Annotated in this window: 20 protein-coding genes and 1 riboswitch; of the genes, 6 read left to right on the top strand and 14 right to left on the bottom strand. The window is 57.8% G+C overall.

The genetic code is table 11. The annotated features are described in order from the left end of the window. The first annotated feature begins 61 nt into the window (after positions 1–61). Genes SK3146_RS20105 through SK3146_RS20095 form a run of 3 tightly spaced genes read left to right on the top strand, consistent with a single transcriptional unit; the run spans position 62 to position 3527 of the window. Positions 62–1306: a tetratricopeptide repeat protein gene (locus tag SK3146_RS20105; protein ID WP_249860494.1), complete on the top strand. Its 1245-nt coding sequence runs from the start codon at positions 62–64 to the stop codon at positions 1304–1306. Next, positions 1299–2222 (top strand): glycosyltransferase, encoded by a 924-nt coding sequence (locus SK3146_RS20100; protein WP_249860493.1) that lies wholly within the window; start codon positions 1299–1301, stop codon positions 2220–2222. Before SK3146_RS20105 ends, SK3146_RS20100 begins: the two co-directional genes overlap by 8 nt. Beyond that, on the top strand, positions 2223–3527 hold the full coding sequence (locus tag SK3146_RS20095) for a glycosyltransferase family 4 protein (protein ID WP_249860492.1): 1305 nt from the start codon (positions 2223–2225) through the stop codon (positions 3525–3527). It begins immediately after the preceding gene. Here the strand turns inward: SK3146_RS20095 and SK3146_RS20090 are convergent. The 5 genes from SK3146_RS20090 to SK3146_RS20070 all read right to left on the bottom strand — a co-directional run bounded on the left by SK3146_RS20090 (position 3489) and on the right by SK3146_RS20070 (position 11553). Then, on the bottom strand, positions 3489–5450 hold the full coding sequence (locus tag SK3146_RS20090) for a glycosyltransferase (RefSeq protein ID WP_249860491.1): 1962 nt from the start codon (positions 5448–5450) through the stop codon (positions 3489–3491). The two genes, SK3146_RS20095 and SK3146_RS20090, sit on opposite strands and share 39 nt — an antisense overlap. A gap of 333 nt (positions 5451–5783) precedes the next feature. After that, entirely contained in the window at positions 5784–7874 is a 2091-nt protein-coding gene (locus SK3146_RS20085; RefSeq protein ID WP_249860490.1) for a tetratricopeptide repeat-containing glycosyltransferase family 2 protein, read from the bottom strand. Continuing rightward, positions 7831–9918, bottom strand: coding sequence for a glycosyltransferase (locus SK3146_RS20080; RefSeq protein WP_249860489.1), 2088 nt, complete (start codon positions 9916–9918; stop codon positions 7831–7833). The genes SK3146_RS20085 and SK3146_RS20080 overlap by 44 nt, the downstream gene beginning before the upstream one ends. A 65-nt stretch (positions 9919–9983) precedes the next feature. Then, entirely contained in the window at positions 9984–11264 is a 1281-nt protein-coding gene (locus SK3146_RS20075) for a DUF6385 domain-containing protein (protein ID WP_249860488.1), read from the bottom strand. A 55-nt stretch (positions 11265–11319) separates the two neighbouring features. Next, positions 11320–11553, bottom strand: coding sequence for a DUF6385 domain-containing protein (locus SK3146_RS20070; protein ID WP_249866376.1), 234 nt, complete (start codon positions 11551–11553; stop codon positions 11320–11322). A gap of 51 nt (positions 11554–11604) precedes the next feature. Between SK3146_RS20070 and SK3146_RS20065 the strand changes: the two genes are divergently transcribed. From SK3146_RS20065 to SK3146_RS20055, 3 genes are all read left to right on the top strand, one after another. Beyond that, on the top strand, positions 11605–11787 hold the full coding sequence (locus SK3146_RS20065; RefSeq protein ID WP_249860487.1) for a hypothetical protein: 183 nt from the start codon (positions 11605–11607) through the stop codon (positions 11785–11787). 195 nt (positions 11788–11982) lie between these two features. Continuing rightward, entirely contained in the window at positions 11983–12516 is a 534-nt protein-coding gene (locus SK3146_RS20060) for a hypothetical protein (RefSeq protein ID WP_249860486.1), read from the top strand. Positions 12517–12544: 28 nt separating this feature from the next. Next, a complete protein-coding gene (locus tag SK3146_RS20055; protein ID WP_249860485.1) occupies positions 12545–13126 on the top strand; it encodes a hypothetical protein in 582 nt (193 codons plus the stop codon). A gap of 109 nt (positions 13127–13235) precedes the next feature. Here SK3146_RS20055 and SK3146_RS20050 read toward each other — a convergent pair whose 3' ends face one another. The 9 genes from SK3146_RS20050 to SK3146_RS20010 all read right to left on the bottom strand — a co-directional run bounded on the left by SK3146_RS20050 (position 13236) and on the right by SK3146_RS20010 (position 22630). After that, positions 13236–14675: an NAD(P)/FAD-dependent oxidoreductase gene (locus SK3146_RS20050; RefSeq protein ID WP_249860484.1), complete on the bottom strand. Its 1440-nt coding sequence runs from the start codon at positions 14673–14675 to the stop codon at positions 13236–13238. A gap of 150 nt (positions 14676–14825) precedes the next feature. Further along, a riboswitch (purine riboswitch) is annotated at positions 14826–14925 on the bottom strand. A 208-nt stretch (positions 14926–15133) separates the two neighbouring features. After that, positions 15134–16108 (bottom strand): NAD-dependent epimerase/dehydratase family protein, encoded by a 975-nt coding sequence (locus SK3146_RS20045; protein ID WP_249860483.1) that lies wholly within the window; start codon positions 16106–16108, stop codon positions 15134–15136. 271 nt (positions 16109–16379) lie between these two features. Next, positions 16380–17867, bottom strand: coding sequence for an IS1182 family transposase (locus SK3146_RS20040; protein ID WP_249860275.1), 1488 nt, complete (start codon positions 17865–17867; stop codon positions 16380–16382). A 142-nt stretch (positions 17868–18009) separates the two neighbouring features. After that, positions 18010–18846: an NAD(P)-dependent oxidoreductase gene (locus SK3146_RS20035; protein ID WP_249866375.1), complete on the bottom strand. Its 837-nt coding sequence runs from the start codon at positions 18844–18846 to the stop codon at positions 18010–18012. A 184-nt stretch (positions 18847–19030) separates the two neighbouring features. Continuing rightward, positions 19031–19195 carry a hypothetical protein gene (locus SK3146_RS20030; RefSeq protein ID WP_249866539.1) on the bottom strand — a complete coding sequence of 55 codons (165 nt, stop codon included), beginning with the start codon at positions 19193–19195 and terminating at the stop codon, positions 19031–19033. Then, a complete protein-coding gene (locus tag SK3146_RS20025; protein WP_249860482.1) occupies positions 19192–19506 on the bottom strand; it encodes a ferredoxin family protein in 315 nt (104 codons plus the stop codon). The genes SK3146_RS20030 and SK3146_RS20025 overlap by 4 nt, the downstream gene beginning before the upstream one ends. Next, positions 19488–20783 carry an FAD-dependent oxidoreductase gene (locus SK3146_RS20020; RefSeq protein ID WP_249860481.1) on the bottom strand — a complete coding sequence of 432 codons (1296 nt, stop codon included), beginning with the start codon at positions 20781–20783 and terminating at the stop codon, positions 19488–19490. The genes SK3146_RS20025 and SK3146_RS20020 overlap by 19 nt, the downstream gene beginning before the upstream one ends. Next, the gene (locus SK3146_RS20015; protein WP_249860480.1) at positions 20767–21801 is read right to left on the bottom strand and encodes an electron transfer flavoprotein subunit alpha/FixB family protein; all 1035 of its coding nucleotides are present in this window, start codon (positions 21799–21801) and stop codon (positions 20767–20769) included. Before SK3146_RS20015 ends, SK3146_RS20020 begins: the two co-directional genes overlap by 17 nt. Further along, positions 21791–22630 carry an electron transfer flavoprotein subunit beta/FixA family protein gene (locus tag SK3146_RS20010; RefSeq protein WP_249860479.1) on the bottom strand — a complete coding sequence of 280 codons (840 nt, stop codon included), beginning with the start codon at positions 22628–22630 and terminating at the stop codon, positions 21791–21793. The genes SK3146_RS20015 and SK3146_RS20010 overlap by 11 nt, the downstream gene beginning before the upstream one ends. Between the last annotated feature and the right edge of the window lie 79 nt (positions 22631–22709).

Below are 22709 nucleotides of genomic sequence, written 5' to 3'. Positions count from 1 at the left end.
AACAGCCCGCAGGTTTGGACGGGCGAAGCCGGTAAACCGGGAGACCGAAAGGATGGAGCGCATGAGCAGCAAACCGTTTGTCGTATTTCCCCATTGCAGCTGGAGGGCATTCCCGTTCCAGAAGCTGCTTCTCCTCTTAAGCAGAGAAAGCGAAGTCTGGTTCGTGCACGGCGGTTCGGAGGATGCGGCTTCCTCCCTCCCACCGTCGCTCTCCCCGTTGTCCAGAAGCAGGCTCGGCTCTTTGCCGCAGCAGGAAATGACCGCCATCGTCACCCATCCTTACTGGGTGGCAGACGTAGCCGCCTTGCAGCCGGCCCGCCTGGTCGTCATGCTGCCCCATCCGTCTCGCGAGGAAGAGACCCCTTTATGGGAAACATGCTGGCGCCGTTTGACCGCTCTGGCGGATCTGGTCTGTACGGAATCGGAGACACGCTATCTGGATCAAAGCTTCCGGGCACCCGGAGCGCTGTTTCTGCAAGGGGAGAATTCTTCTCTCTCCGGCGACGCCATCGTCGGCGGCGAATCGGTATCGCTGCGCGATTATGAAGTGCTGTTTCTAAAATGCATGCGCGAATTGACGGATCACGGACCGTCCGCCGCCGCGCAAACCGCCGCGCTGCAATGGTCGCTGCGGGCCGATTATTACGGACGGCTGCGCGAGCAAGCGGGAGCGCACGAAACGATCTCCTTCCTGCTTGCGGTGTACTTGTATTTACTCGGCAGCGACAGCGCGAAGCGGCATTTGATCGAGTCGTTCCAACAGGCCGCAACGGGAGGGAAAGCCGGCAACTCCCTGCATACGCACTATCGTTTCCTCTCGGCCATCCACGCCAAACTTGACGAGCTGGAGAAAGCGGTGACCGTCTACGGGATTACCGCCGTGTCCGAGCCGGATACGATATGGTATGAGCATCTGTGCCGATGGATGGAACAAGGGCAGCGGGAGCTGGTGAGAGGAGAGCTGTACAGGCTGAACGACGACTTCCGCTCCGCCATTCAGACGCTTGGAGTCCTTGATCCCTCGTCTGCAGAAGCGAGACGCCTCGGCCTGCGAACCCATCTGGCTGCCGGAAACATGGAAGCGGCGCTGGCCTGCCTCGATCCCGAAGAGCTGACGATTCCGGCCGACAAAAGGGATTACCTTCTGCTGTGCGGAATCGTTCTGGCACTGAAAGGGAAACGGCACGAAGCCATTCATCGCTTTCTGGAAGCCGCCTTGGACGAAGAAGAAGCACTGGCTCAAGTCTTGGAAATGAAAGCCGTCGATCAAGCCCTGGAACGAATAGGAGGAGAATCGGATGATTGACCATACCGCTGCGCACAGAGACGATCAGCCGGAGCGGGAACTGCCTGCGGAAAGCCGCCGAAGCGACAAGTTCGCGACGGGTTCGCTTCCGCAGGATACCGGAGTGGCCGACGCGGACGACCGTTCCGGCGTCCTTCCGCAAGCGGCGGCGGCAGAAATCGCCGGCGACCAGCCGCGGCCGCATCGGCCGTTAAGGAGAGTGCGCAAAGCTTCCGGCAATCGATTGACCGCCATGATGCAAGTGCGTAACGAAAGCGGCCGCTATTTGAAGCAAGTGCTTGCCGAGCTGTGCACATTCGTGGACGACATTGTCGTAGTCGACGACGGAAGCACCGACGACACCGTTGCGATATGCCAAGCTTGTCCCAAAGTCGCCAAGCTCGTTGCCCTGAAGACGTCCCGCTTCGGTCAAGAGTGGGAGCTGCGCTCCCTGCTCTGGGAGGCCGCCGTATCGACCAGCCCCGATTGGCTGCTGTCGGTCGATGCCGACGAGTTGTATGAGGATAAAGCCAAACGCCAAATGCGCGAGCTGATCGATCAAGACCGGTACGATTGGGTCGGGTTTCGCTTCTACGATCTGTGGGGCGGAACGACCCACTACAGGGAGGATGCGCATTGGAACGTTCACAAGCATCATACGATGGCGCTTCTCCGCTATTTCCCGCAGTTCCCTTACGCCTATCCTCGATGGGATCACCATGTCCCCAGGCTCCCTTTGCCGTGCATCGCGCTGCCCGGCTTGCTCACGGACCTGAGAGTCAAGCATCTGGGCTGGGCGGGAAGCCTGGAGGATCGCGTGCGCAAATATCTCCGATACAAGCAAATCGATCCGGAGGGCAGATGGGGAAGCCTCGCCCAGTATGAATCGATTCTTGATTTGAACCCGAATCTGATCGAATGGAAAGAGGATCGCTAAATGGGCAAAGTCAGTATATTTACGCACAGTTTTCTTGACGGCTACAACCGTGATTTGAGCCGTATTTTCGGCGGAGGGCTGGAGCGTTACATTTACGACCTGTGCGGCGTTATCCGCGATATGGGCTACCAGCCGCAGGTTCATCAGCTCTCGTTCTTCGAAGCGTTCCATCGAACGGTAGAGCATATCGAAGTATTCGGCTATCCGTACGATCCGGATCGGATCGACGAAGCGTTCCACCGGATGGCTGAGCGGGCGGAGGGGCCGATCATCTACGCCAGCTGCATATGGCACCCGATCCGCTACCGGCCGGGCAGCCTCGGCATTTGTCACGGAATCAACTGGGACCGTCCCAGTCTGCCCGAAGAGGTCAAGCGAAGCGTCGCCGACCAGATCGGGAACGCGGTTCGCAGCCTGAGCAAAATCGTCACGGTCGATTCGCATTTCCAAACCTATTGCCGCTCCGTATGCACCTATAACGACCCCGAACGCATCGAGCTGATTCCGAATGCGGTCGACACCGGTTATTTTTGCCCGGAGGCAGCAAGCACGGAAAGCACGACGCAGCCTCAAGCGGCCCTGCCCAGCGTACCGCCGGCTGTCGCTGCGAAGGGAAACTTGGCAGAGGACAGTTCGCCGCAGACGGAATCCGAGCCGGGCCCTCGCCCGCTGCGCATCCTGTACCCGCGCCGCATCAGTATGGAACGGGGCATTATCGCCATGATGCTCGCCGCAGACGAGCTGCTGGCGCAATACCCGCAAATCGAAATCGAATTTGCCGGAGAGCAGGTAGAGGGGAGTACGATCAGCGAAGCTTTTTCCATATGGCATAGCGCCCACCCTCACCGCGATCGCATCGTTCACCGCACGTATTCCTTCGAAGAAATCCGCCGCGCCTACCGGCAAGCGGATATTGCGGTTATCCCTACCCTTTATTCCGAAGGAACGTCCTATTCTTGCCTGGAAGCGATGAGCTGCGGGCTGCCTATCGTCGCCGCCAATGTCGGCGGGCTGAACGATCTGATCATCGACGGATACAACGGGCTGCTTGTCCCGCCTACGGTAGAGCGGCTGTGCTCCGCCCTCCGCCGGCTGCTGAACGACCGGGCTCTGCGGCAAAGACTGGGAGGCAGCGCCAGGCAGGTTGCGCTCGCCTTCGATAAGAAAGAGTGGAGGCGCAAGTGGCGGGCCGTGCTGGAAGCCTATTTGCCTCCGGCCTCCGCCGCCCCGGAGCCTCTCCCAGCGGAGCGTAAACGCCGCGAGCGGTCACTCGGCGAGGAGGACCGCTCTGACTTCGCTGGTTAACATCGGCGGAGCCAGCCTTGCGCCGCTGCCGCGAAGGCTGCGGGCCGCAAGCTGCGTCAGCGCGTGCAGCACGCCCACGGCGGCGGCGCCAGCCTCGGGCATGCCGTCCGCCTGCTCCCGCGCGGCCCAGAACAGCCCCAGCGCGTCATGACTGCGGCCGCGCTCGAGGGCAAGCAGCCCGGCTAGCAGCAGGCCGGGACGGTCCGTCTCCGGCTGCCCGGACGCGAGCAGCCGCCCGATTAGCCGCTCCTGCACCGCGGCAGGAGCACGCAGCAGGCCGCAGCGCAGCGCGGGCGGCAGTGCGCCGAGCGGCTCCGGCTGCGGCAGCGCCTCCTGCAGCCGGAGCCAGCCGTCCCAGGCGCCGGTGCGCAGCAGCGCCGTCCTCGCGCCCGCGTAGACGGCCGGCGGCAGCGCGGCGCCGGCCGCAGGCTGCGCCAACGCGGCGTAGGCGCCGTCGGCGCGGACAAGCCGCTCGAGCTGCCGGCGGGCTTCCGCCTCGGCCGGCTCGCGGTCCGGCCCGCCAGCGGCATCGGCCCGCTTGACGGACAGCGCCCAGCGGTAGATCAGCGCCTGCCTCCCGTGCTGCGGATGGCCGGTCCACCGCTCCCATGCCGCCTCAGCCTGCGCATCGTCGCCCTGCTGGGCCAGCAGCAGCCCTTCCGTCAGCGGCTGGCGGGCGAAAGCCGCCTGCAGCAGGCTTCGGCCCTGCAGGAGCCATTCCGGCCGCTGCGCATCGGCGGCCGTCTCTAGCAGCGCCAGCTGCGCGTGCAGCGGCAGCCGAGCGGCATGAGCCTGCATCGCAGCCATCAGCCGCTCCTGCTGCCCGAGAGCCGCGCAGACGGCAGCGAACCGCTGCCAGGCGGGGGTATAGCCCGGCTGCCAAGCGAGGGCCTGCTCGTAGCTGAGGCAAGCATCCTCCCAGCGGTACAACCGCTCGTAGACGATACCGGACAAATACCGGCTCCGGTAAGTGCCTGCCCCCGAACAGGAAGTGTATTGATGCGACACATCACCGCATGCTATCGCCTTCTCCAAAGAACGCAGCGCCTCGGGGTATTGGCGCAAATCGGTCAGCACGATCGCCTGAAGCTCGAACAGGTCGGTAAAATCCGGGTACAGGCGCAGCGTCTCCTCAATCATGCGAAGCGATTCGTCGCGGCGGCCGGTCTCCCGGTAGGCAAAGGCCATTTTTAGCAGCAAATCCGACGTATAGCCGCCATAGACCGGCACCTTCGGAAGCATCGTTTCAAATACAAGCAGCGCCCGTCCGTATTGGCCTTGCTGATAATATTCCGTGCCGAGCGCGTACATCAGCTGCAAGTCGTCCTTATTCGCTTTTAATGCTTCGCGGATGATCGTCAAATTGCGCTCGCTTTTGTTTTTTTGCGCAATGATGCGGTCCGTATAGCCGTAATGCACGATTTCCAGATCGGAGAATTCGAGCGCCCCGGGCCGCATCGCCAGAATACCCGAGGCGACGTCTTCATGAATCGCTCCCTTGTAGCGGATACCCGGATTGTTGCGGAACAGGCGGCAGACGGCATCCGTCACATACTCCTCCCCGGCGGCCCCCACATAGCTGAACAGCCGGACGTAATAGCCTAGCGTCCCCTCTTGGCTGAGCAGCCTCTCCAGCTTCCCCTCTTGCGGTTCGACCCACTCCTCATCCGCATCGAGCACCAATATCCACGGCTTGGTCGCCAAGTCCAAGGCCACATTGCGAGCCTTGGCGAAATCGCCGGTCCACGGCACGGAGACTACCCTGGCTCCGAAGCTGCGGGCGATCTCCACCGTCCTGTCGGCCGATCCCGTATCGACGATTACGATCTCGGATACGGTAGAAGCCGCGGAAGACAGGCAGCGGGCCAAATGCTCCTCCTCATCGCGCACGATCATACACAGCGAGATTTCCGTTCGTCCCATCAAGACCTCCTCCCCTCCATCCAATCATCCTTAGAAGTGTGGTGAAAAAGTCCGCTGCGGCGCCCATTTGATCCTCCAATCGCTGTTGCTTTCAAAGGCGAACGCTAACGCTTTTCCAGATTCAAATGGGCCCTCCGCTCTTTGTTCACCGGACTTTTAGATGCGTGGCGATTTATGCATGGCCTGCGGTCGTTAGGGGCTTCACTCGCTAATGCAGCCGGATTTTTTGAATTTCGGCCCCATGAACAGGAGAAAATCCGACTGCCAAGGCGATCGCTTACGCCGTTTCAGCTCCCTAGCGGCTATCCGGCCGTATTTTCACGCAGACTTCGCTCAAAAGCCGTCCATACATGGCAGTCCCAGACGAACGGCCTCGCTCCACCGTTGATACGGCATCGCCGCAGTCAGCCGGTTCCGTTCATCCGGCTCCCCGGATGAGGCGGTCTGACCGGCCCCATTCGATTCCGGGTTCGGCTGCTCCCGATCCGCGCCGGATCGCTGCCCGCTCTCTCCGCCATCGGAGAGCGGTATGCCGCTGCGCCCCAGCTCAGCGGCATGCCGGTCAGCCAGGGCAGCCAATCCCCGTACAAGCGAAGCCGCTCCCGATGCCTGCGCAGCTTTCCCGCACGATTCCAGCGCCCCGTTCCAAGCGGCGAGAATGTGACCGGCGGCTTCATGGCGCCCCGACTGAGCGGCGGCCAGCAGCAGATTCATCCACTCGTCCCACGGATCGTTCGCGCCGTACAACGGACCGGCAGCCTTCTTTGGCAGCGGCCGTTCGCATGGCGGGATAGAGAAGCTTCTCGCAGCGACTCCTTCTTCTCGTCCTTCGGTTCTCCTCATTCTTTTTCCCGAGGATGCAGCAGATGAAGACGATTCGACCGGACGCATGGCGAGCCCCGGCTCCCGCTCCGGTTCCGGTTCCGGTTCCGGTTCCAGGCTCGCTCCAGCCAGGTCTTCTTGCACGTGCGCGTTCCCGGCCAGCCTGCCGACGATCCGGTCTCGACCTTGAACCGGTCTGCCTTCGAGCCAGTTCAAGCGAAGGAGCAGCGCCTTCAGCCTATCGTCTCCGGATTGCTTGCATTCCTTGTTCAATAAGCTCCTCAACCGCCCAAGCTCGCCGGTCTGCATATACGCCTCCGCCCGGATACGGCGGTTCAATTCCCTAGGCAGACGGACGCCTTGATCCGCGGCAAGCAGAAGGAGCAGCGCCCGCCCGCAGCGGCATTGCAGCATAATCGCCGCAACCTTCCACAGCGCCTCCGGCGAGCGGATTGCAAACCGCCGGTTCACCCACTCCGGAATCTGTTCCTCTCGCCCCGTAATCCGGAAAATATGAAAAAGCCGATAGAGCGGCGGCGTCAAGCTGGGCTTGAAGCGGATCGCCTCCGTGTACCAGTGCGCCGCCTCGATCGCCTCGCCGTCCTCCTCCATCAATTGGCCCAGTAAGTAAGCGCTCTGGAACGTGCCCATTCCTTCCTCGGTATGATACATAGCCGGCGGAGGCCCGAGCTCCAGCGCCTGCAGCAGCGACCGCTTCGCCTCGCGGCTGCGCCCGAGCGCCTTCTCGCATACCGCCTTGTACTGCAGCAAATCGGTATATTCCGGGAACAACTCCAGGGCCGACCCGATCCGGTTCAGCGCCTCCTCCCACCGGCCGAGAGCCTGGTAGCAGCGAACTTCATACTTATAGAGAAGATGCGCGTAGCTGGTCGTATAAGGATCGATGCGACGGACCGCTTCGCCGAAGGAGTCTAACGCCGCCAGCGGCTGACCCGAGCGAAGCCGCTCTACCCCCATGTTATAGCGGTAAAAAGCGTTATCCGGCTCTGCGGCGATCGCTTCTTCGAGCAGCCGGATGTTGCGGCGCACCTTATCCTTGCTTACGACGACCTCCTGCCGATAGCCGTAGTGATGAATCACGATATCCGTAATATGAAACGCGGCGGCCGGATTCCGGCGGCAAATCGCTTCGGCGATCTGCTCGTGGATGCGCCCTTCGAAACGATGCTGCGGATCGCTGCGGAACAACCGCAGAACCGGATTGATCGTCGCCCCCTGATGGCCGCTGCCGATGTAGTTATGAATCTGCAGAAAAAAACCGTCATACCCCGCAAGCTGCACATACTGCCGCAGCTTGCTCCGGTCGGCCCGGTTCAGCTCCTCGTCGGCATCGAGAAACAAGATCCACTCGCCCGCCGCTTGATCGATACCCGCGTTGCGGGCTGCGGCGAAATCCCCGGTCCAGGCCGTCTCGATCACTCGGGCCCCGAACCGGCGGGCAATCGCCGCCGTACGGTCCGAGGAACCCGTATCGACGACGATGATCTCGTCCACCGCTCCCTGTACGCTTGCCAGACAGCGCGGCAGCTGCTCTTCCTCATCCTTGACGATCATGCATAACGAAATCCGATTGCGCCGCATCCGCGTTCCTCCTTTGCCGGCCGCTGCGCCATGTTTTCCAGCCAAGGCCGCCGAACCGGCTCACAGCTTGATCGAGCTTCCGCAGGTCTTTCTTTAGCGGTTCCATATCCGGCAGCTTGCCAATGCTGTCCGCCGCCACCTCGCGGGCCAACTGCAAGTAGCTGAGCGCAGCCCCCGTATGAGCCCGCGGCCAGTCCGGCTTAAGGACGAGCGCTTGCTCGAATAGAGCGGCGGATTGTCCGTAGAAGCCTTTGTCGTACAAAATTTCCGCCAAGTCGAACAACCCTTCGGCATCCAGCCCTCCCTGATCCATCAGGGCAAGAAGGCGATCCGCGGCAGGCAGCACATAACCGTGCCGGTACAGCGCCTTGGCTTGCCGCAGCCGAAGCGGCTCCGCCAGCTCGGCGAGCTGCTCCGAGAGCTGCAGAAGACGCAGCTCCACCGCGCGTTCGAGCTGCTGCGCCGCCAGCTCCAGCAGTTCCGGCCCGACCTGCGGCATAGCCCGCTCCCCGCCGCCCGGGCCGGCCGACAGCCATCGCTCAAGCGCCGCGTAAGCGGCATGACGGCGCGGATCGGCCGCGGCATAAAAGCTCCTCGGCAGCGTTCCTTGCTCGCTCCAGCAGCACAGCGCCCAATCGGCTATGCTGCCCGCCGGGAGCTCCGCCCCGCCCTCCTGCCGCCATGCGGCAAAGCGCAGCGCGGCGGCGCCGAACTGCCCCGTCTGCATGAGGCACTCGCAGACGAGAGCCCGCTCTTGCTGCGCCCCCGGGCTCTGCAGCACCGCCAGTGCGGCCGCGTACGCTCCGCAGCTTGCCAAAGCGCGGGCTGCAAGCGCAGACGAACCGTCCGGCTGCAGCACCTCCAGCAGCCGCTGCTTAATGTCCTCGTCGTCCATCCCGCGCAACTGCAGCAGATCGGCCCAGCCGCATAGCGCAGGCTCATAATGCGGATGCTCCGTCAGCGCCTGGCGGTATAGCCGGTCGGCGAGCTCCTTCTCGCCTTGGCGCACGGCGATCCGGCCCAGCCCCGTGCAAGCGCGGTATCCGCGCGAGCCCGATTCCGTAATATAGCCATCCGCCGTTTGCTTGTCGACGGTCAGGGCGCAGCCATACGCCGAGAAGGCGTCCGCCAGCAGCCCCTGCTCCTCCAAGCATTGCCCGAGCAGCATATGAAGGTCGGGATAATGCGGGTACCGCTTGACCTCGCGCTGCAAAAGCTCGCCCGCCTGGGCGGGCTGCCCCAAAGCAAGCAGAACCTTGGCGTAATCGCGGATTAAGGTAGGCCGATAAGGCGCATCCGGGGCGGCATCAAGAGCGCAGCCAAAAGCTTCCGCCGCCTGGGGCCAATCCCCCAGCTGGCAGTACGTCACCGCCAAATTATAAGTATGAAATGGGTCCCCCGGGCTCTCAGACAAGCATTTTCGGATAATTCGCAGGTTTCGTTCCGGTTTCCGTTTGCCCTCCAGTTCGGCCGGCAAATAACCGGTATGGTTTAAAAGCAGCGGGCTTAAAGGGATGCTTCGGCCGCCTAAAGAGCTCTCTTCTCCAGCCTCTTGCTCTCTCTCCGCATAGTCCTCGCCGCGTATCAGCTGCTCGTGAATGCGTCCGCTAAACCGGTAGCCTTGGCCCGTACGGAACAATCTTACGCTTTCATGCTCGACTCGCTCCTCATGCCGATCCCCAACCGGACTGACAATGCGGACGCTGCATCTCTCGGCGCCGGTTTGCCGTAAAAAGGCGGGAAGCTTCTCTATGCCTTCCATTACCTCTTCATCCGCATCGATGATCAATACCCATTCGCTGGCGGCATGGGAAAGCCCCGTATTTCGCGCCTGCGCGAAGTCGTCCTGCCATTCGCTATAAACGACCTTTGCCCCGTAAGACTGCGCTATTTGCGAAGTACGGTCGTCGGAGCCCGTATCTACGACAATAATCTCGTCCGCCGCCGCGCGGATGCTCTCCAGACAGCGGGCCAGCAGCGCTTCTTCATTTTTGACGATCAAATGAACGCCTAACAACGGCTTCTCCATATGCACTTCCCCCATAAAAGTAAAGAGTACATGAGATCCCCTCCCGAGGATTCCATGTACCTATATGTTACAGCGCCCTATTATGTGCCTTGTCCATTGAAAAACACATCGATATTCGTTGAATCGCCAGCCGAACTGGAGCGATACGACAACCGCGTGTATTTCAAAAATCTTTGCGGCACAAGCACATCGACCGAACCCGAAGCGATCCCTGTAACCGTATCGACCTCGTCGTACCAATGGGACCCATCCGCGCTAATTTCAACGCGCGCATCCGCATTATTTGTCCCCCGGTTATATACGAAGAACGAATAGTTGCCGAACACGCTTGTCGTCACGGCCGGCAGAGCAGTGAAGTCATCTCCGGTAGGAATATCCAGCGTCTCCTGCTCCTGGAAGGTTTTTTGCGAGATAGAGGTTACGCTGCTCAGCGTTCCCGCCGTGATCGTCGCTCCCATGACGCTGGTCAGCGTTCCGTCCAGCAGGTTCGTCAGCGTTCCGGCTGTAATCGTTGCTCCCATTACACTTGTCAGCGTTCCATCCAGCAGGTTCGTCAGCGTTCCCGCCGTGATCGTTGCTCCCAGCACGCTGGTCAGCGTTCCAGCCAGCAGGTTCGTCAGCGTTCCAGCCGTGATCGTTGCTCCCAGCACGCTGGTCAGCGTTCCATCCAGCAGGTTCGTCAGCGTTCCAGCCGTGATCGTCGCTCCCATGACGCTGGTCAGCGTTCCGTCCAGCAGGTTCGTCAGCGTTCCAGCCGTGATCGTCGCTCCCATGACGCTGGTCAGCGTTCCGTCCAGCAGGTTCGTCAGCGTTCCGGCTGTAATCGTCGCTCCCAGCACGCTGGTCAGCGTACCATCCAGCAGGTTCGTCAGCGTTCCAGCTGTAATCGTCGCTCCCATGACGCTGGTCAGCGTACCATCCAGCAGGTTCGTCAGCGTTCCGGCTGTAATCGTCGCTCCCATGACGCTGGTCAGCGTACCATCCAGCAGGTTCGTCAGCGTTCCGGCTGTAATCGTCGCTCCCATTACACTTGTCAGCGTACCATCCAACAGGTTCGTCAGCGTTCCGGCTGTAATCGTCGCTCCCATGACGCTGGTCAGCGTTCCGTCCAGCAGGTTCGTCAGCGTTCCCGCCGTAATCGTCGCTCCCATGACGCTCGTAATCGTCCCGTTCAGCAGGTTCGTCAATGTTCCCGCCGTCAACGTCACACTTTGCAAACTTACAGTCCCGTCCATAATAACGGTCAACAGATTGCCGTCGGTATCCGTTGCAAGAGGATGGTTAACAGCTGCGCTGTCCTGACCGAATATCAACGTACGCAATCTGTCCGGGTTTGTATTAAACGTTGAAAAGTTAGGCAAGCCGCATTTCTCCCTTCACAGAAAATGTAAAACTAACGAAGACACTCCAGGCCGTTTACGCTACGGTCCTTGCCTGGAAATACACATCGACCATTGAGCTCTGGTCAGGGTCCTCGGCACGGACAGCGACTCGCGCATAATACAGGAAGCGGACCGGCACCAACGCCAAAGTCGCACCGCTATCAATGACCTCTTCTACGTCATCGGCAAAATCGTGGCGGTTGGGACTAATCTGAATTTTGGCCACGATCGGATGTTCGCCCCGATTTACGATACCGTAAGAGTACATAGTCAATTGCGATACGTCCTGAACGGGAAGTACCGTAAATTCACCCCCCGCTTGAATATTAAGAAACGTATGGGGAGCTTCCTTATGACAGGAATGGCGGCATTTCCGCTTTTTTTTGCGCAAACATACAGCACAAGCCGATCTCAGCAGAATTCGGCACTTGTTTTTGCACTTATGCTTGCTTTTGCCCGTCTTGGCTTTTTTCCGTTTGCGCATATCGCAATCCATTCTTGATCCCATAGTAACTCCCCTTAAAAGTTGTGCTGCCATAGTGTATGGTTTCTCAAACGAAGGTGAAACGGCTCATGCCTCCACAAAATGTAAATCGTTACCAATAAACCCAAACAACGCAATTCTATACTTACATATTGTATAGTATCGCGCGATGAATGCAGTTAGCCTATGAACTGAAAAAAAGCAGGTGTGCCGATGACGAATTATTCCGTATTCAATAAATCGAACAGCCCTTTGTACACTCAAATGACGAATACGTACACTTCACCGGGAATCGAATCCGAACCCGAAGGAAGCGCAGCCAAATCCGGAATTCTATACACGCTCTCCTCCGGCAGCGTCAGTGTTCCGGCAAGCCAAAGCTTGCTGCTGCAAGCAGTCAATCCCGCCGGCAGCGGCAAAACCATGTACGTATCGCGCATTATGGGAGGAGTCACGGGTTCGGCTGCGGTTTTCGTCTACTCCGGCGGCACGATAACGGGCGGTACGAACCCCGTTCCCGTCAATATGCTGTTTGGAAGCACGAGTAAGAGCAGCATGACGACGAAGCAGAACACAGGCACTTTGGGGGCAACCTTTATCAACGTGATCAGTCTGCCCGTCTCCTCAGGTCTGTACAGCATCCCGTTGACCGGCAGCATCGTCGTCCCGGTAGGACAAATCTTAACGGTAACGGTAGGTACCGGAGCATTGACCGCGTCCATTAACATAGTCTGGTGGGAATTTTAAACAACAGCCTTGCAAGGAGAGGAGAACTATGCCGAACCATTCCGTCTTCAATCCGCAGAACCAACCCGTGTTTACCCTTATCACCAATGCTTACAGCTCTCCCGGAACGGTCGCCCCTCCGGAGACAAGCGCCGGCAGCAACGGCAGCATGTATATCTCAACCGCCTCCAATTCTTCCTCGCTGGGGCTGTTGGGAGGGTCCGTCACCATTACATTGCAAATCAGCAATCCCGGTTCCAGCGGCAAGACGCTGTACGTGTCGCGCATTGCAGGGGGGACGGGCATTTCGCTAAACCTTTTGTCCTCCTTCTCCGCCAACTTTACGCTGATCAAAGGAGGAACCCTGACTTCCCCTACGTCGGCAAGCAAATTGAACACCAACTTCTCCAGCGCCAACGTCAGCGTCATGACGGCCAATTCCTCCACCTCGGCCGTCTCCGGCGGCACGGCCTTTTTTGCGCTTCCTGTCAATGCCGGACAATTCGCGCTCGAGCAGACGGGAAGCATCGTAGTGCCGGCAGGACAATCGATAGCTGCGACGCTCAGCGCCTCTTTGAGCGTTGCCGGCGTCCTTTCGACGACTTTGAATATCGCATGGTGGGAGGCATGAAGGAGGATGACCCGTAATGCAAAAAAGAGCCGGGGCCTCAACTAGAGGCACTCGGCTCTTATTCTTCAACTATCGTTCTTCTTACCGGCTCCAGACACAGCCTTCCGCACTACGGGGCTACCCGCTCCACTATGGAGCGCGCGATCCAGATGCCCGCGGCTCCGGCCTGCGCCAGTCCCCGGGTTACTCCCGCGCCGTCGCCGCCGCAGTACAAACCGCCGATCTCGCTCTCCAGCTGCGAGGTCAGCTTCGGCCGCGCGGAATAAAACTTCGCTTCCACGCCGTAGAACAGCGTATGCTCGGAAGCGATGCCAGGCGTGACCTTGTCGAGCGCCTCGACCATTTCGATCAGACTTTTCATCGTATTGTACGGCAGTACAAGGCCCAAATCGCCGGGCACGGCCTCTTTGAGCGTCGGCTCGAGGAACCCCTCCTTGATGCGCCCTTCGGTGGAACGGCGCCCGCGGATAATATCGCCGTACTTTTGCACGATCACGCCTCCGCTCGATAAATCGTTGGCCCGCTTGCATATTTCCCGGGCATATTCGTTCGGCTTGTCGAACGGCTCCGTGAAGCGATGCGAGACAAGCAGCGCAAAGTTCGTGTTGGCCGAACCGAGTGCAGGGTCCTTGTACGCGTGGCCGTTGGCCGCCATAACGCCGCTGTGATTCTCCACCACCACATGGCCGGACGGATTGCTGCAGAACGTGCGGACGCGCGTCCCGACCGACGTATTGAAAATAAATTTACCCTCATATAAATGCTCGTTGATTTCCTGCATCACGACATCCGAGGTTTCCACGCGCACTCCGACATCCACCTGGTTGTTAAACATCGGGATGCGCCGTCTCTTCAGAATGTCCGTCAGCCAAGCGGACCCGTCCCGCCCCGGCGCAACGATAACGTAATCCGCCTCGATCTCCTCGCCGTTTGCGAGCGCGACGCCTTTCACGCGCTGGCGACCGTCTTCTTTGACCGTCAAGATGTCGGCCGCCTCCGTCTTGTACATCATATCGATATGCCGCTTCAAATGGCGGTTGATCGATTGCAGAATCTCCAAATTTTTCTCCGTGCCCAGGTGGCGCACCTGCGCCCGCAGCAGCTTTAGTCCCGCCGCGTAGCCGCGCTGCTCGATCGAGCGGACGACGTCGGTCAGCGGGTCCGTAATCGTATCCGGAGCGCCGTGCTCCAGGTTGAGGCGGTCTACATAAGTGATCAGTTCAAGCACTTTGGACGGAGCCAAATAATCAGTCAGCCAGCCTCCGAACTCCGTCGTAATATTGAACTTGCCGTCGCTGTACGCTCCCGCTCCTCCGAACCCGCTCGTGATGGAACAGGCGGGAAGACAGCCTGCATAAGATTTTTTGCCCGCTGGCGGCGGACACAGCTTGATCTTCTCCTCCAGAATCGGACAGCGCCGGCTGTCGATATCATGACCTTTATCCATAAGCAGCACCTTCAAATGCGGCGCTTTCAACAATAATTCATAAGCGGCGAAAATCCCCGCCGGTCCGGCTCCTACAATAATGACATCATAACGTCTGCTCATCCTTCTTAGCTCCTCCGCAAGATAGAATTCATTGCCATACCGCTGCGAGCAACCGAAGACCCTTCGAGAAAACGATTTCATTGCATTTCGGGATATTGCTATTCGGCGGCAATACCCGATAACAACAAAAAACCCCGGCTGCGAGAAGGTACGGTAAGCCCGCCCACTCGTAGCCAGGAATTTAAGGTTCCTTGTAGAGACCTCCGGCCCATATCGCCGAAGATATACGAACAGTTGTTAAGTTGCGTCATATTCCATTGCCATCTAGAATGGTAAATCAGTTCATTACAATTGTCAAGAGATTCGGCGGAATTCATTCGTATTTAGGCGAAATATAACAGGTTTCATCTTTGTACCATGGAATTTTCGATAAAAAACACGAACGTTGTTATCTATCGTCCGATGTTTCTCGGGCCGGCTTTTTCCAGCAAAAACGCTGCCAGGTTCATATTCGTATTTTACGATGGATTTTTGACATGCATTCTTTTCTGCAATTCGCGAATCGTCGCTGCAATGCCGTCGGCCGGCTTCGTTGCCGGGATCGGGCCGATATGCCGCTTGTATTTGTCTCCGCTTAGGCGCAGCGGCTCTTCGGTTAAGTACAGCATTTCGACAACCTCCTTCATGACGGGGACAAATAAACCGAGCAGCGTTAACCCGGTCCGGCCGAGCGAAATGACCGGTTTCTTCATGCCGCTCGCTTGCCGGGCGATCCGAACGATTTCATATCCGGAAATGATATCGGAGCCGGGAATATGCCAATTTTGACCATACGCCTGATCGCGTCCCGCAAGCTCGACAATCATTACGGCCGCGTCCGGCAAGTACACATATTCACGGGGAACCTTCATGTTTCCGATGAAGAAGGCCGGTTTGCCCGCAGCGATCGCTTCGAACGTTCCGCCCAAATACGAAGCTTGATTCGCAGTCGGTCCGTAATAGTCCGGCAATCGGACAATCATTGCGCGCGCATGCGGCCATCTGCCGCTAAAGATCATCTTCTCAAAAGCAAGCCGCACTCGCCCCTTCTTCGTATGAGGCTGCTTCGGATGCTCCTCGGTTATCCAGTCCGACCGTCCCCGTCCGTAAGGGTAAATGCCGTCTACCGCCACCACCTTCAAGCTCAATCGGTTAGCCGCTTCCATGACCGACTCGCCTAGCGGAATCAGTTTGCTTTCCATCTCATGGTAAGGGACGTTCGCGCAATGGAACAATACATCCGCTTCTGTCGACGCTACGGCTATGTCATCGGGCCGGAAAGCGTCCCCGACGGATAATGACAGATGCGAAGGATGGCCAAGCTCATCCGCAAGCTCCTCCAGCTTACGGCGTGAACGTCCGAAGGCAATGACGGGCACACCCCTTTTGACCAACTCGGCCGTAACCACCGCACCGGTTCCGCCCGTCGCGCCTACTACAATCGCTTTTTTCATCAGACAGCAACTCTCCTTCGAATTGTAATTGATCAGTCACTAATTAATGATTAAACTATACCAATAGGTTAGTGATTGGTCAATAACTAATTTTCAAGAGAAGGCACCGTTCTGTGCTTCGGCAACACGTCCACCATGACCGCGTTCACATCTAGGAGTCTGTCCGACGGAGTTACTTTTGTAGGTCCCTTCGGAGTAAGACTCGGTTTTCAAATGATTTTTCATCACGATTTGAGTATAATCACTGTGTCTTTCTTTGCCTTTGTGGGAGTTACGCCGCTTTTTTACGTTTTTGGGCAGACCTCTCCCGTTTATACACCGTGGATGGTTTGGGATATTTGGCAGAATGAAGCTTTCTTAAATTATAGCTTAAAGCCAAAAGGACGAACTCACCCTCAACCTTATCTTCGCCACGGAGGTGAAACTGACGAAAGCCCTGACATTCTTTCATTTGCCCCCACGCGGGTTCCACGATGGCTTTACGTAACCGGTAAATGTCTTTACCGGCATCGCTTTGCACTTTGGTTCTCATGGCTTCTCGGATCGGATCGCCTTCATTGCGTTTGACCCTTCGTTTACCGGATCCGGACTTAACGCAGTCCTTTTGAAACGGGCAGGTCAGGCAGGCATCGCTCATATACACCCATTGAGTCGCTTTTTGAGGATCCTTTTCATAGTATGTGTACTTGTGGATCAGCGTTTGTCCCGCTGGGCACACATAGGTATCCGTTTCCGGGATATACGTAAAGTTGGTTTTATCGTACGGATTCCCGTGCTGCTTGTTTTCACGGGTTGCCGCGATGTAGGCGTCGGTCTCGGCCTTCGTCGCCGCCTGAATGTTGTCCGCACTAAAGTACCCTGCGTCCGCACTCACTTTCTCGGGCACCTTTCCCGTTATGTTGCGGATGGAACCGAGCACCGGCTGGAATTGGTGTTGGTCGCTGCTGCTAGGGTTCATCTGCAGTCCGACGATGAATCCCTGATCCGCATCTACGGCAATTTGCGGATTATATCCTTGGATGACGCCTTGGGTTTTCGTATCCATGATTTGGGAATCTGGATCGGTAAAGTTAAATTGATCTTTGTCCGGTGTCTTCGATTCCTCTACCGGTTTGCGAGCTTCCAACTGTCTGAGCGCCTCTCTGATTTTTTCAAGTCGGGATTGGCGATTGGTCACCGATTCCGGCAACAGCGAAAGGGGCTCTTCGTTCTCTTGGTCGTCTATCTGGCCGGCTTGCTCGAGAGCTTCGCGGATTTCCTTTTCCAGACGCTCGATTTCCTGGTTCATCCGATCTCGCGACATCGACTTATGCTTCGATGCATGGGCTTTCAGCTTCGAACCATCGATGCTGACATGACCGAGGGACACGTACCCTAGCTGTATGGCGATGTGTACCACTTGTTTGAAAAGTCCCGGTAATGATTCGAGGTGATCCTTTCGAAAATCGCTGAGCGTACGGAAATCCGGTCGATGGCCGCCACATAGCCAACGAAAAGGAATATTTTCATCCATAGCCTGACGAAGGGTCCGGGAGGTGAACACACCCGTAGCATAGCCATAGAACCATAACTTCAAAAGCATGGCGGGGTGATAGGCTTCTTCTCCGCGATGGGAATACCGATTTGTCATGACCGTGAGATCTAACTGATCCACGATGTCGCTAACAAGCCGCACTAAATGATCTTCAGGGATCCAATCGCTCAAATACATCGGAAACAATTCACCTTGTTCCGTGGAGTAAGATTTAAATTTTGCCATAAACCACACACCCTTTTTTACCAGATAAACAGATTACAGTTAAGTTTCGCGACGAAACTATGCTTTTCCTGTTTCGTCGGACAGACTCCTAGGAACGGCAAAAAAGAGGGCCGATTACAGCCCTCTCTCTTGTTCCCGTCCGTTATTGCTGCTGCAAATACACCTTGAACAACGCCTGCGTGCCGCTATCCTCTTCTCCCATTCGGGCCAGCCGTTCGTATAACGAAAGAGCAAGCGACAATCCAGGCAGGTCCAGATTCATTTCCTTCGCAGAGTCCAGCGCAATTTGCATATCCTTAATAAAATGCTTCACATAGAAGCCGGGCGCATAATCTCCGTTGATCACCCGCGGAGCGAGATTGCTCAAGGAGAAGCTCCCTGCGGCCCCCGACTGGATGCTTTTCAATACGGTAGACGGGTCGAGCCCTGCCTTCTCGGCATAAATCAGCGCCTCGCAGACGCCCATCATATTGGATGCGATGGCAATCTGATTGCACATCTTCGTAAATTGGCCGGAGCCCGCAGGCCCTTGATGGACGATCTGCGTCCCCATCGCTTCCAGAACGGGTACGGCCTGCTCGAAGGCTTCCTTGCTGCCGCCCGCCATAATGGACAGGCGCGCCTCTCTGGCCCCGATATCCCCGCCGGAAACGGGAGCGTCCAGCGCCCAGATTCCCCGCTTCGACGCCTCTTCCTCAATCCGCTTGGCAAGCGAAGGACTGGAGGTCGTCATGTCTATGACAAGCGCTCCCTGCTTGGCGAACGGAATGACGCCTTGGTCTCCCAAATACACTTCCTCAACGTCGCGGGGATAGCCCACCATCGTAATGATGACGTCGCACAATGGAGCCAGCGCGGCAGGCGATGAGTGCCAGGACGCCCCTTGGGCTACCAACGATTCCGCCTTCTCCTTCGTACGGCTGTAGACATGCAGCTTGTAGCCTTTGCTCATCAGGTGGCCGGCCATGCTTTTGCCCATAACCCCTGTGCCGATAAAACCGATTACCGTGTTTTCCGCAGTTCGTTCCAAGATGAAGTCCCCTTTTCGTTTGAAATCTTCAGCTGGGATGATGCAGCCATCCTGTAACCAAACTAACACTGCGGATTAGGATTGTCAATTTGTGGAGAGCAGGGCAAAAGGGCGCAAAGAAAGCGCATTCGAATTATTCCTTCGGTTTCTCCAGCATCTCTTCTTTCTCCCAGCTCGTAAAACGGTCCTCCCAAATGATGTGATAGAAGCCTACCTCCGCTTCGGCTTCCACAATGACGCCCTTGGCGCCATCAAGCACAAACACGACGCGATCGCCTACTTCAAACATTCCGGTCACCCCAGTCTAAAGACGATTCCATGACCGCCCTTCGGGTACTCCCATTTAATGTTTTGGTGGGGGCACCCGATCCGGCAGCTTCCGCATTCGTGACATCCCTCGTAACCGACATGCATGCGGATATCTTCCCACTTGTATACTTCCGCCGGACAAAAAATCGTACAGATTTTATCCGGGCATTGCGTCAAACACGTATTTGCGTTGAGAACGGTAAGATGGGATTTCGTATCTGCGTTGAAGCGAAGGAGGTACTGTTTCTCTTCGATGCTCGCGGCTTTCCCCTGCTCGCTCATCACTTCATCACCTTCCATGCCCGGTACATGTCGCGGGCCAATTTCAGTTTCTGCTTGGCCGTGCCGATGTCTCGCCATATTTTTCGCTGCTTCTCCCGCTTGGAGGTTCCGTCTACGGTGAACATCTGGCTGGCCGCTCTGTTCATCATCGGGATGTATTCCTCGAAATATTGCGGGAATTTGTCGAAATGATGGGTGGCATCCTTGTATTTATGCAAATCTTGACCGACGAAGCTCTCCATCAGCCGCTGCCGGTAATAATCCAGCATGTCTTCGGAGAAATTGCCCGCCTGTTTGGCCATGACGATCGTCTCCGCCGCCAGCCGCCCGGACGTCATAGCCATGTTCGAGCCTTCCCTATGAATCGCATTGACCAGCTGCGCCGCATCCCCGACGACCAGAACGCCGTTGCCGACGACTTTCGGCATCGAATGGTAGCCGCCCTCGGGAATAAGATGGGCCAGGTATTCCTGCGGCTCGCCGCCTTGCAAATACGGCCGGATCATCGGATGACGCTTGACGTATTCGAGAAGTTCGTACGGTTTTATTTTATGCTTGATCAGCCCGGACAGTAACGTGCCGACGCCTATGCTGAGCGTATCTTTATTGGTATATAGAAAGCCTGTGCCTAGGATGCCTTTGGTCGCGTCGCCGAACAGCTCGATCGTGCAGCCCTGGCCTTCCTCCAGGTTAAAACGGTCCTCGATCACCTTGCGGTCCATCTTGACGATCTCCATCGTCGCCAGCGCCACTTCGTCGGGCTTGAATTCCTTGTGGAAGCCGAGCGATTTCGCCAGCAGGGAGTTCACGCCGTCGGCCAGCACGACGACATCGGCGTACAGATCGCCGTCCGGACGGTCCGTACGCACCCCGACGACCCGGCCCTCTTCGACGATGCATTCCAGCGCCACCGTTTCATTGATCAGCAGCGCGCCCTGATCGACCGCCTTCTGCGCAAACCACTGATCGAATTTGGCCCGCAGCACGGTGAAGTTATTGTACGGCTCGCGCGCCCACTCCAGTCCCTTATAGCCGAAGGTCAGCGCCGACTCCTTATCCAGCATCATAAACCGCTGCTCGACAATAGGCCGCTCCAGCGGAGCTTCCTTGTAGAACTCGGGGATGACGTCCTCCATCATCTTGCGGTACAGCACGCCTCCCATCACGTTTTTGGAGCCTGGGTACTCTCCCCTCTCCAGCAGCAGCACGTCGACGCCGGCTTTCGCCAGCTCGTAAGCGCAAGCGATGCCCGCGGGCCCCGCGCCGACGACGATGCAATCAAACTTTTCCGACATAGCCGTCTTCCTTTCCGCCCAATGCCTTGGTAAACTGCTCGATCAGCAGCGGGATAATCTCGAACGCGTCGCCGACGATCCCATAGTGGCAGGATTGAAAGATCGCCGCCTCCGGGTCCTTGTTGATCGCAATGATCAAGCCCGAATTTTGCATCCCGACAATATGCTGAATCGCGCCGGAAATACCGATGGCAAAATAAATTTTGGGCGTCACCGTGACCCCGGTCTGCCCTACCTGATGGTGATGCTCGATCCAGCCCGCTTCGACGACATCGCGGCTCGCCCCGACGGCGGCTCCGAGCACCCCGGCCAGCCGGTGAATCAGCTGAAAGCCTTCCGGCCCGCCCATTCCCTTGCCGCCGGACACGACAATATCGGCTTCGTCAATGCGCACTTGCTGCGTCGTCCGGCGGACTATTTCGAGCACCTTGGTTCGCACATCCTCTTCCTGCAGCGGAATGCTCTCTTCGATGAGCTTCCCTGTGCGCCCTTCCTCCCGCGGCAACGCTTTCATAACTTTGGGGCGAACGGTAGCCATCTGCGGTCTGTACTTCTTGCACAAAATCGTCGCCATAATATTGCCGCCAAAGGCAGGACGGCTCGCCAGCAGCAGCCCCGTATCCTCCTCGACATCCAGCAACGTCGTATCCGCAGTCAGTCCCGTCGGCAGATCGGTCGCTACCGCGCTGGCCAAATCTTTGCCTGTGGAGGTCGCCCCGTACAAAATAATTTCCGGTTTATATTTCTGCGTACAAGCGAGCAGCGCTTTCATAAACGTTTCCGTGCGATAATGGGTAAAGATCGGATCGTCGTAGACGTATACGGTATCTGCGCCGTATTCGAATGCCGCCGCCGCGAGTCCGGTCACCCGATGGCCGATAAGCACGCCGGCCAGCTCCGTCTTCCGCTTGTCGGCAAGCGTCCTGCCCGCTCCCAGCAGCTCCAGAGATACGGGAGCGACCGCCCCGTCCTTCGCTTCAATGAACACCCATACGCCGCGATAATCGTCAAAGCTCATCCGCAGCACCGCCTCCCGTTTGGAACAGCTCCCGCTTCGTAAGCAGGATGCCGATGAGCCGGTCGATTTGCTCTTGGGGCGTTCCCTGTAATAGTTCGCCGCCCTGCGGCTTCGGCGGAGCCCACACCGAGGAAACGATCGTAGGAGAGCCCTTAAGGCCCAGCTGGGTCCGGTCTACGCCCTCCAAATCGTTAACCGACCAAATATGCGGCTGGTAACGGGCGGCTCGAATGACGTCGGGCATGGCCGAATAAGGCACCTCGTTGATCTCCTTCTCCACCGACAAGAGGCACGGCAGCTTGGACCGGACGACCTCATAGCCGTCCTCCAGCTTGCGGTGTACGATGGCGTATCCCTCCTCCCGGTTGACTTCCGCAACCTTGTTCACCGAGGTGAGCGGCGGGATGTCCAGCCGGCGGGCTATGCCCGGGCCGACTTGGCCCGTATCCCCGTCGATCGTCATTTTACCGCAGATGATCAGATCGATCGGCGCGCTTTGCGCGATCTTCTCCAGCGCCTTGGTCAGCGAATAGCTCGTAGCCAGCGTATCGGCCCCGGCAAAAGCGCGGTCGGTGATCAAATACCCCTCATCCGCTCCGATCTCGATGCATTTCTTAATCGCCTTGACGGCAGGCGGCGGCCCCATCGTCAGCACGGACACAGTCCCCCCGTATCTGCGCTTAAGCCGCACCGCTTCCTCTACCGCGTGGGCGTCGTACGGGTTCAAAATCGCCGGCGCGCTCGCCCGGTCCATCGTATTCGTCTTCGGGTTCATCTTGATGATCTTCGTATCCGGCACCTGCTTAATACAGGCGACAATATGAAGCATAGACGCAGCCCCTCTCCATGATCGGCATCAATCGCAAAGCTTGCCTTGCTATGAACACCCAATACTTTAATATATAAGC

It is taken from the genome of Paenibacillus konkukensis, from assembly GCF_023523925.1.
GTDB lineage: Bacteria > Bacillota > Bacilli > Paenibacillales > NBRC-103111 > Paenibacillus_S > Paenibacillus_S doosanensis.
The sequence above is the reverse complement of the archived record's forward strand: the minus strand, read 5'-3'. Positions and strand labels throughout refer to the sequence as shown.

Excerpts from the sequence above, each read along its gene's own strand:
- SK3146_RS20020 (WP_249860481.1), bottom strand. The coding sequence starts at position 20,783 with ATGTCGGAAAAGTTTGATTGCATCGTCGTCGGCGCGGGGCCCGCGGGC.
- SK3146_RS20035 (WP_249866375.1), bottom strand. The coding sequence starts at position 18,846 with ATGGGCAAAAGCATGGCCGGCCACCTGATGAGCAAAGGCTACAAGCTG.
- SK3146_RS20045 (WP_249860483.1), bottom strand. The coding sequence starts at position 16,108 with ATGAAAAAAGCGATTGTAGTAGGCGCGACGGGCGGAACCGGTGCGGTG.
- SK3146_RS20050 (WP_249860484.1), bottom strand. The coding sequence starts at position 14,675 with ATGAGCAGACGTTATGATGTCATTATTGTAGGAGCCGGACCGGCGGGG.
- SK3146_RS20055 (WP_249860485.1), top strand. The coding sequence starts at position 12,545 with ATGCCGAACCATTCCGTCTTCAATCCGCAGAACCAACCCGTGTTTACC.
- SK3146_RS20025 (WP_249860482.1), bottom strand. The coding sequence starts at position 19,506 with ATGGAAGGTGATGAAGTGATGAGCGAGCAGGGGAAAGCCGCGAGCATC.
- SK3146_RS20085 (WP_249860490.1), bottom strand. The coding sequence starts at position 7,874 with ATGCGGCGCAATCGGATTTCGTTATGCATGATCGTCAAGGATGAGGAA.
- SK3146_RS20090 (WP_249860491.1), bottom strand. The coding sequence starts at position 5,450 with ATGGGACGAACGGAAATCTCGCTGTGTATGATCGTGCGCGATGAGGAG.
- SK3146_RS20040 (WP_249860275.1), bottom strand. The coding sequence starts at position 17,867 with ATGGCAAAATTTAAATCTTACTCCACGGAACAAGGTGAATTGTTTCCG.
- SK3146_RS20070 (WP_249866376.1), bottom strand. The coding sequence starts at position 11,553 with ATGTACTCTTACGGTATCGTAAATCGGGGCGAACATCCGATCGTGGCC.
- SK3146_RS20095 (WP_249860492.1), top strand. The coding sequence starts at position 2,223 with ATGGGCAAAGTCAGTATATTTACGCACAGTTTTCTTGACGGCTACAAC.
- SK3146_RS20100 (WP_249860493.1), top strand. The coding sequence starts at position 1,299 with ATGATTGACCATACCGCTGCGCACAGAGACGATCAGCCGGAGCGGGAA.
- SK3146_RS20060 (WP_249860486.1), top strand. The coding sequence starts at position 11,983 with ATGACGAATTATTCCGTATTCAATAAATCGAACAGCCCTTTGTACACT.
- SK3146_RS20015 (WP_249860480.1), bottom strand. The coding sequence starts at position 21,801 with ATGAGCTTTGACGATTATCGCGGCGTATGGGTGTTCATTGAAGCGAAG.
- SK3146_RS20010 (WP_249860479.1), bottom strand. The coding sequence starts at position 22,630 with ATGCTTCATATTGTCGCCTGTATTAAGCAGGTGCCGGATACGAAGATC.
- SK3146_RS20080 (WP_249860489.1), bottom strand. The coding sequence starts at position 9,918 with ATGGGGGAAGTGCATATGGAGAAGCCGTTGTTAGGCGTTCATTTGATC.
- SK3146_RS20105 (WP_249860494.1), top strand. The coding sequence starts at position 62 with ATGAGCAGCAAACCGTTTGTCGTATTTCCCCATTGCAGCTGGAGGGCA.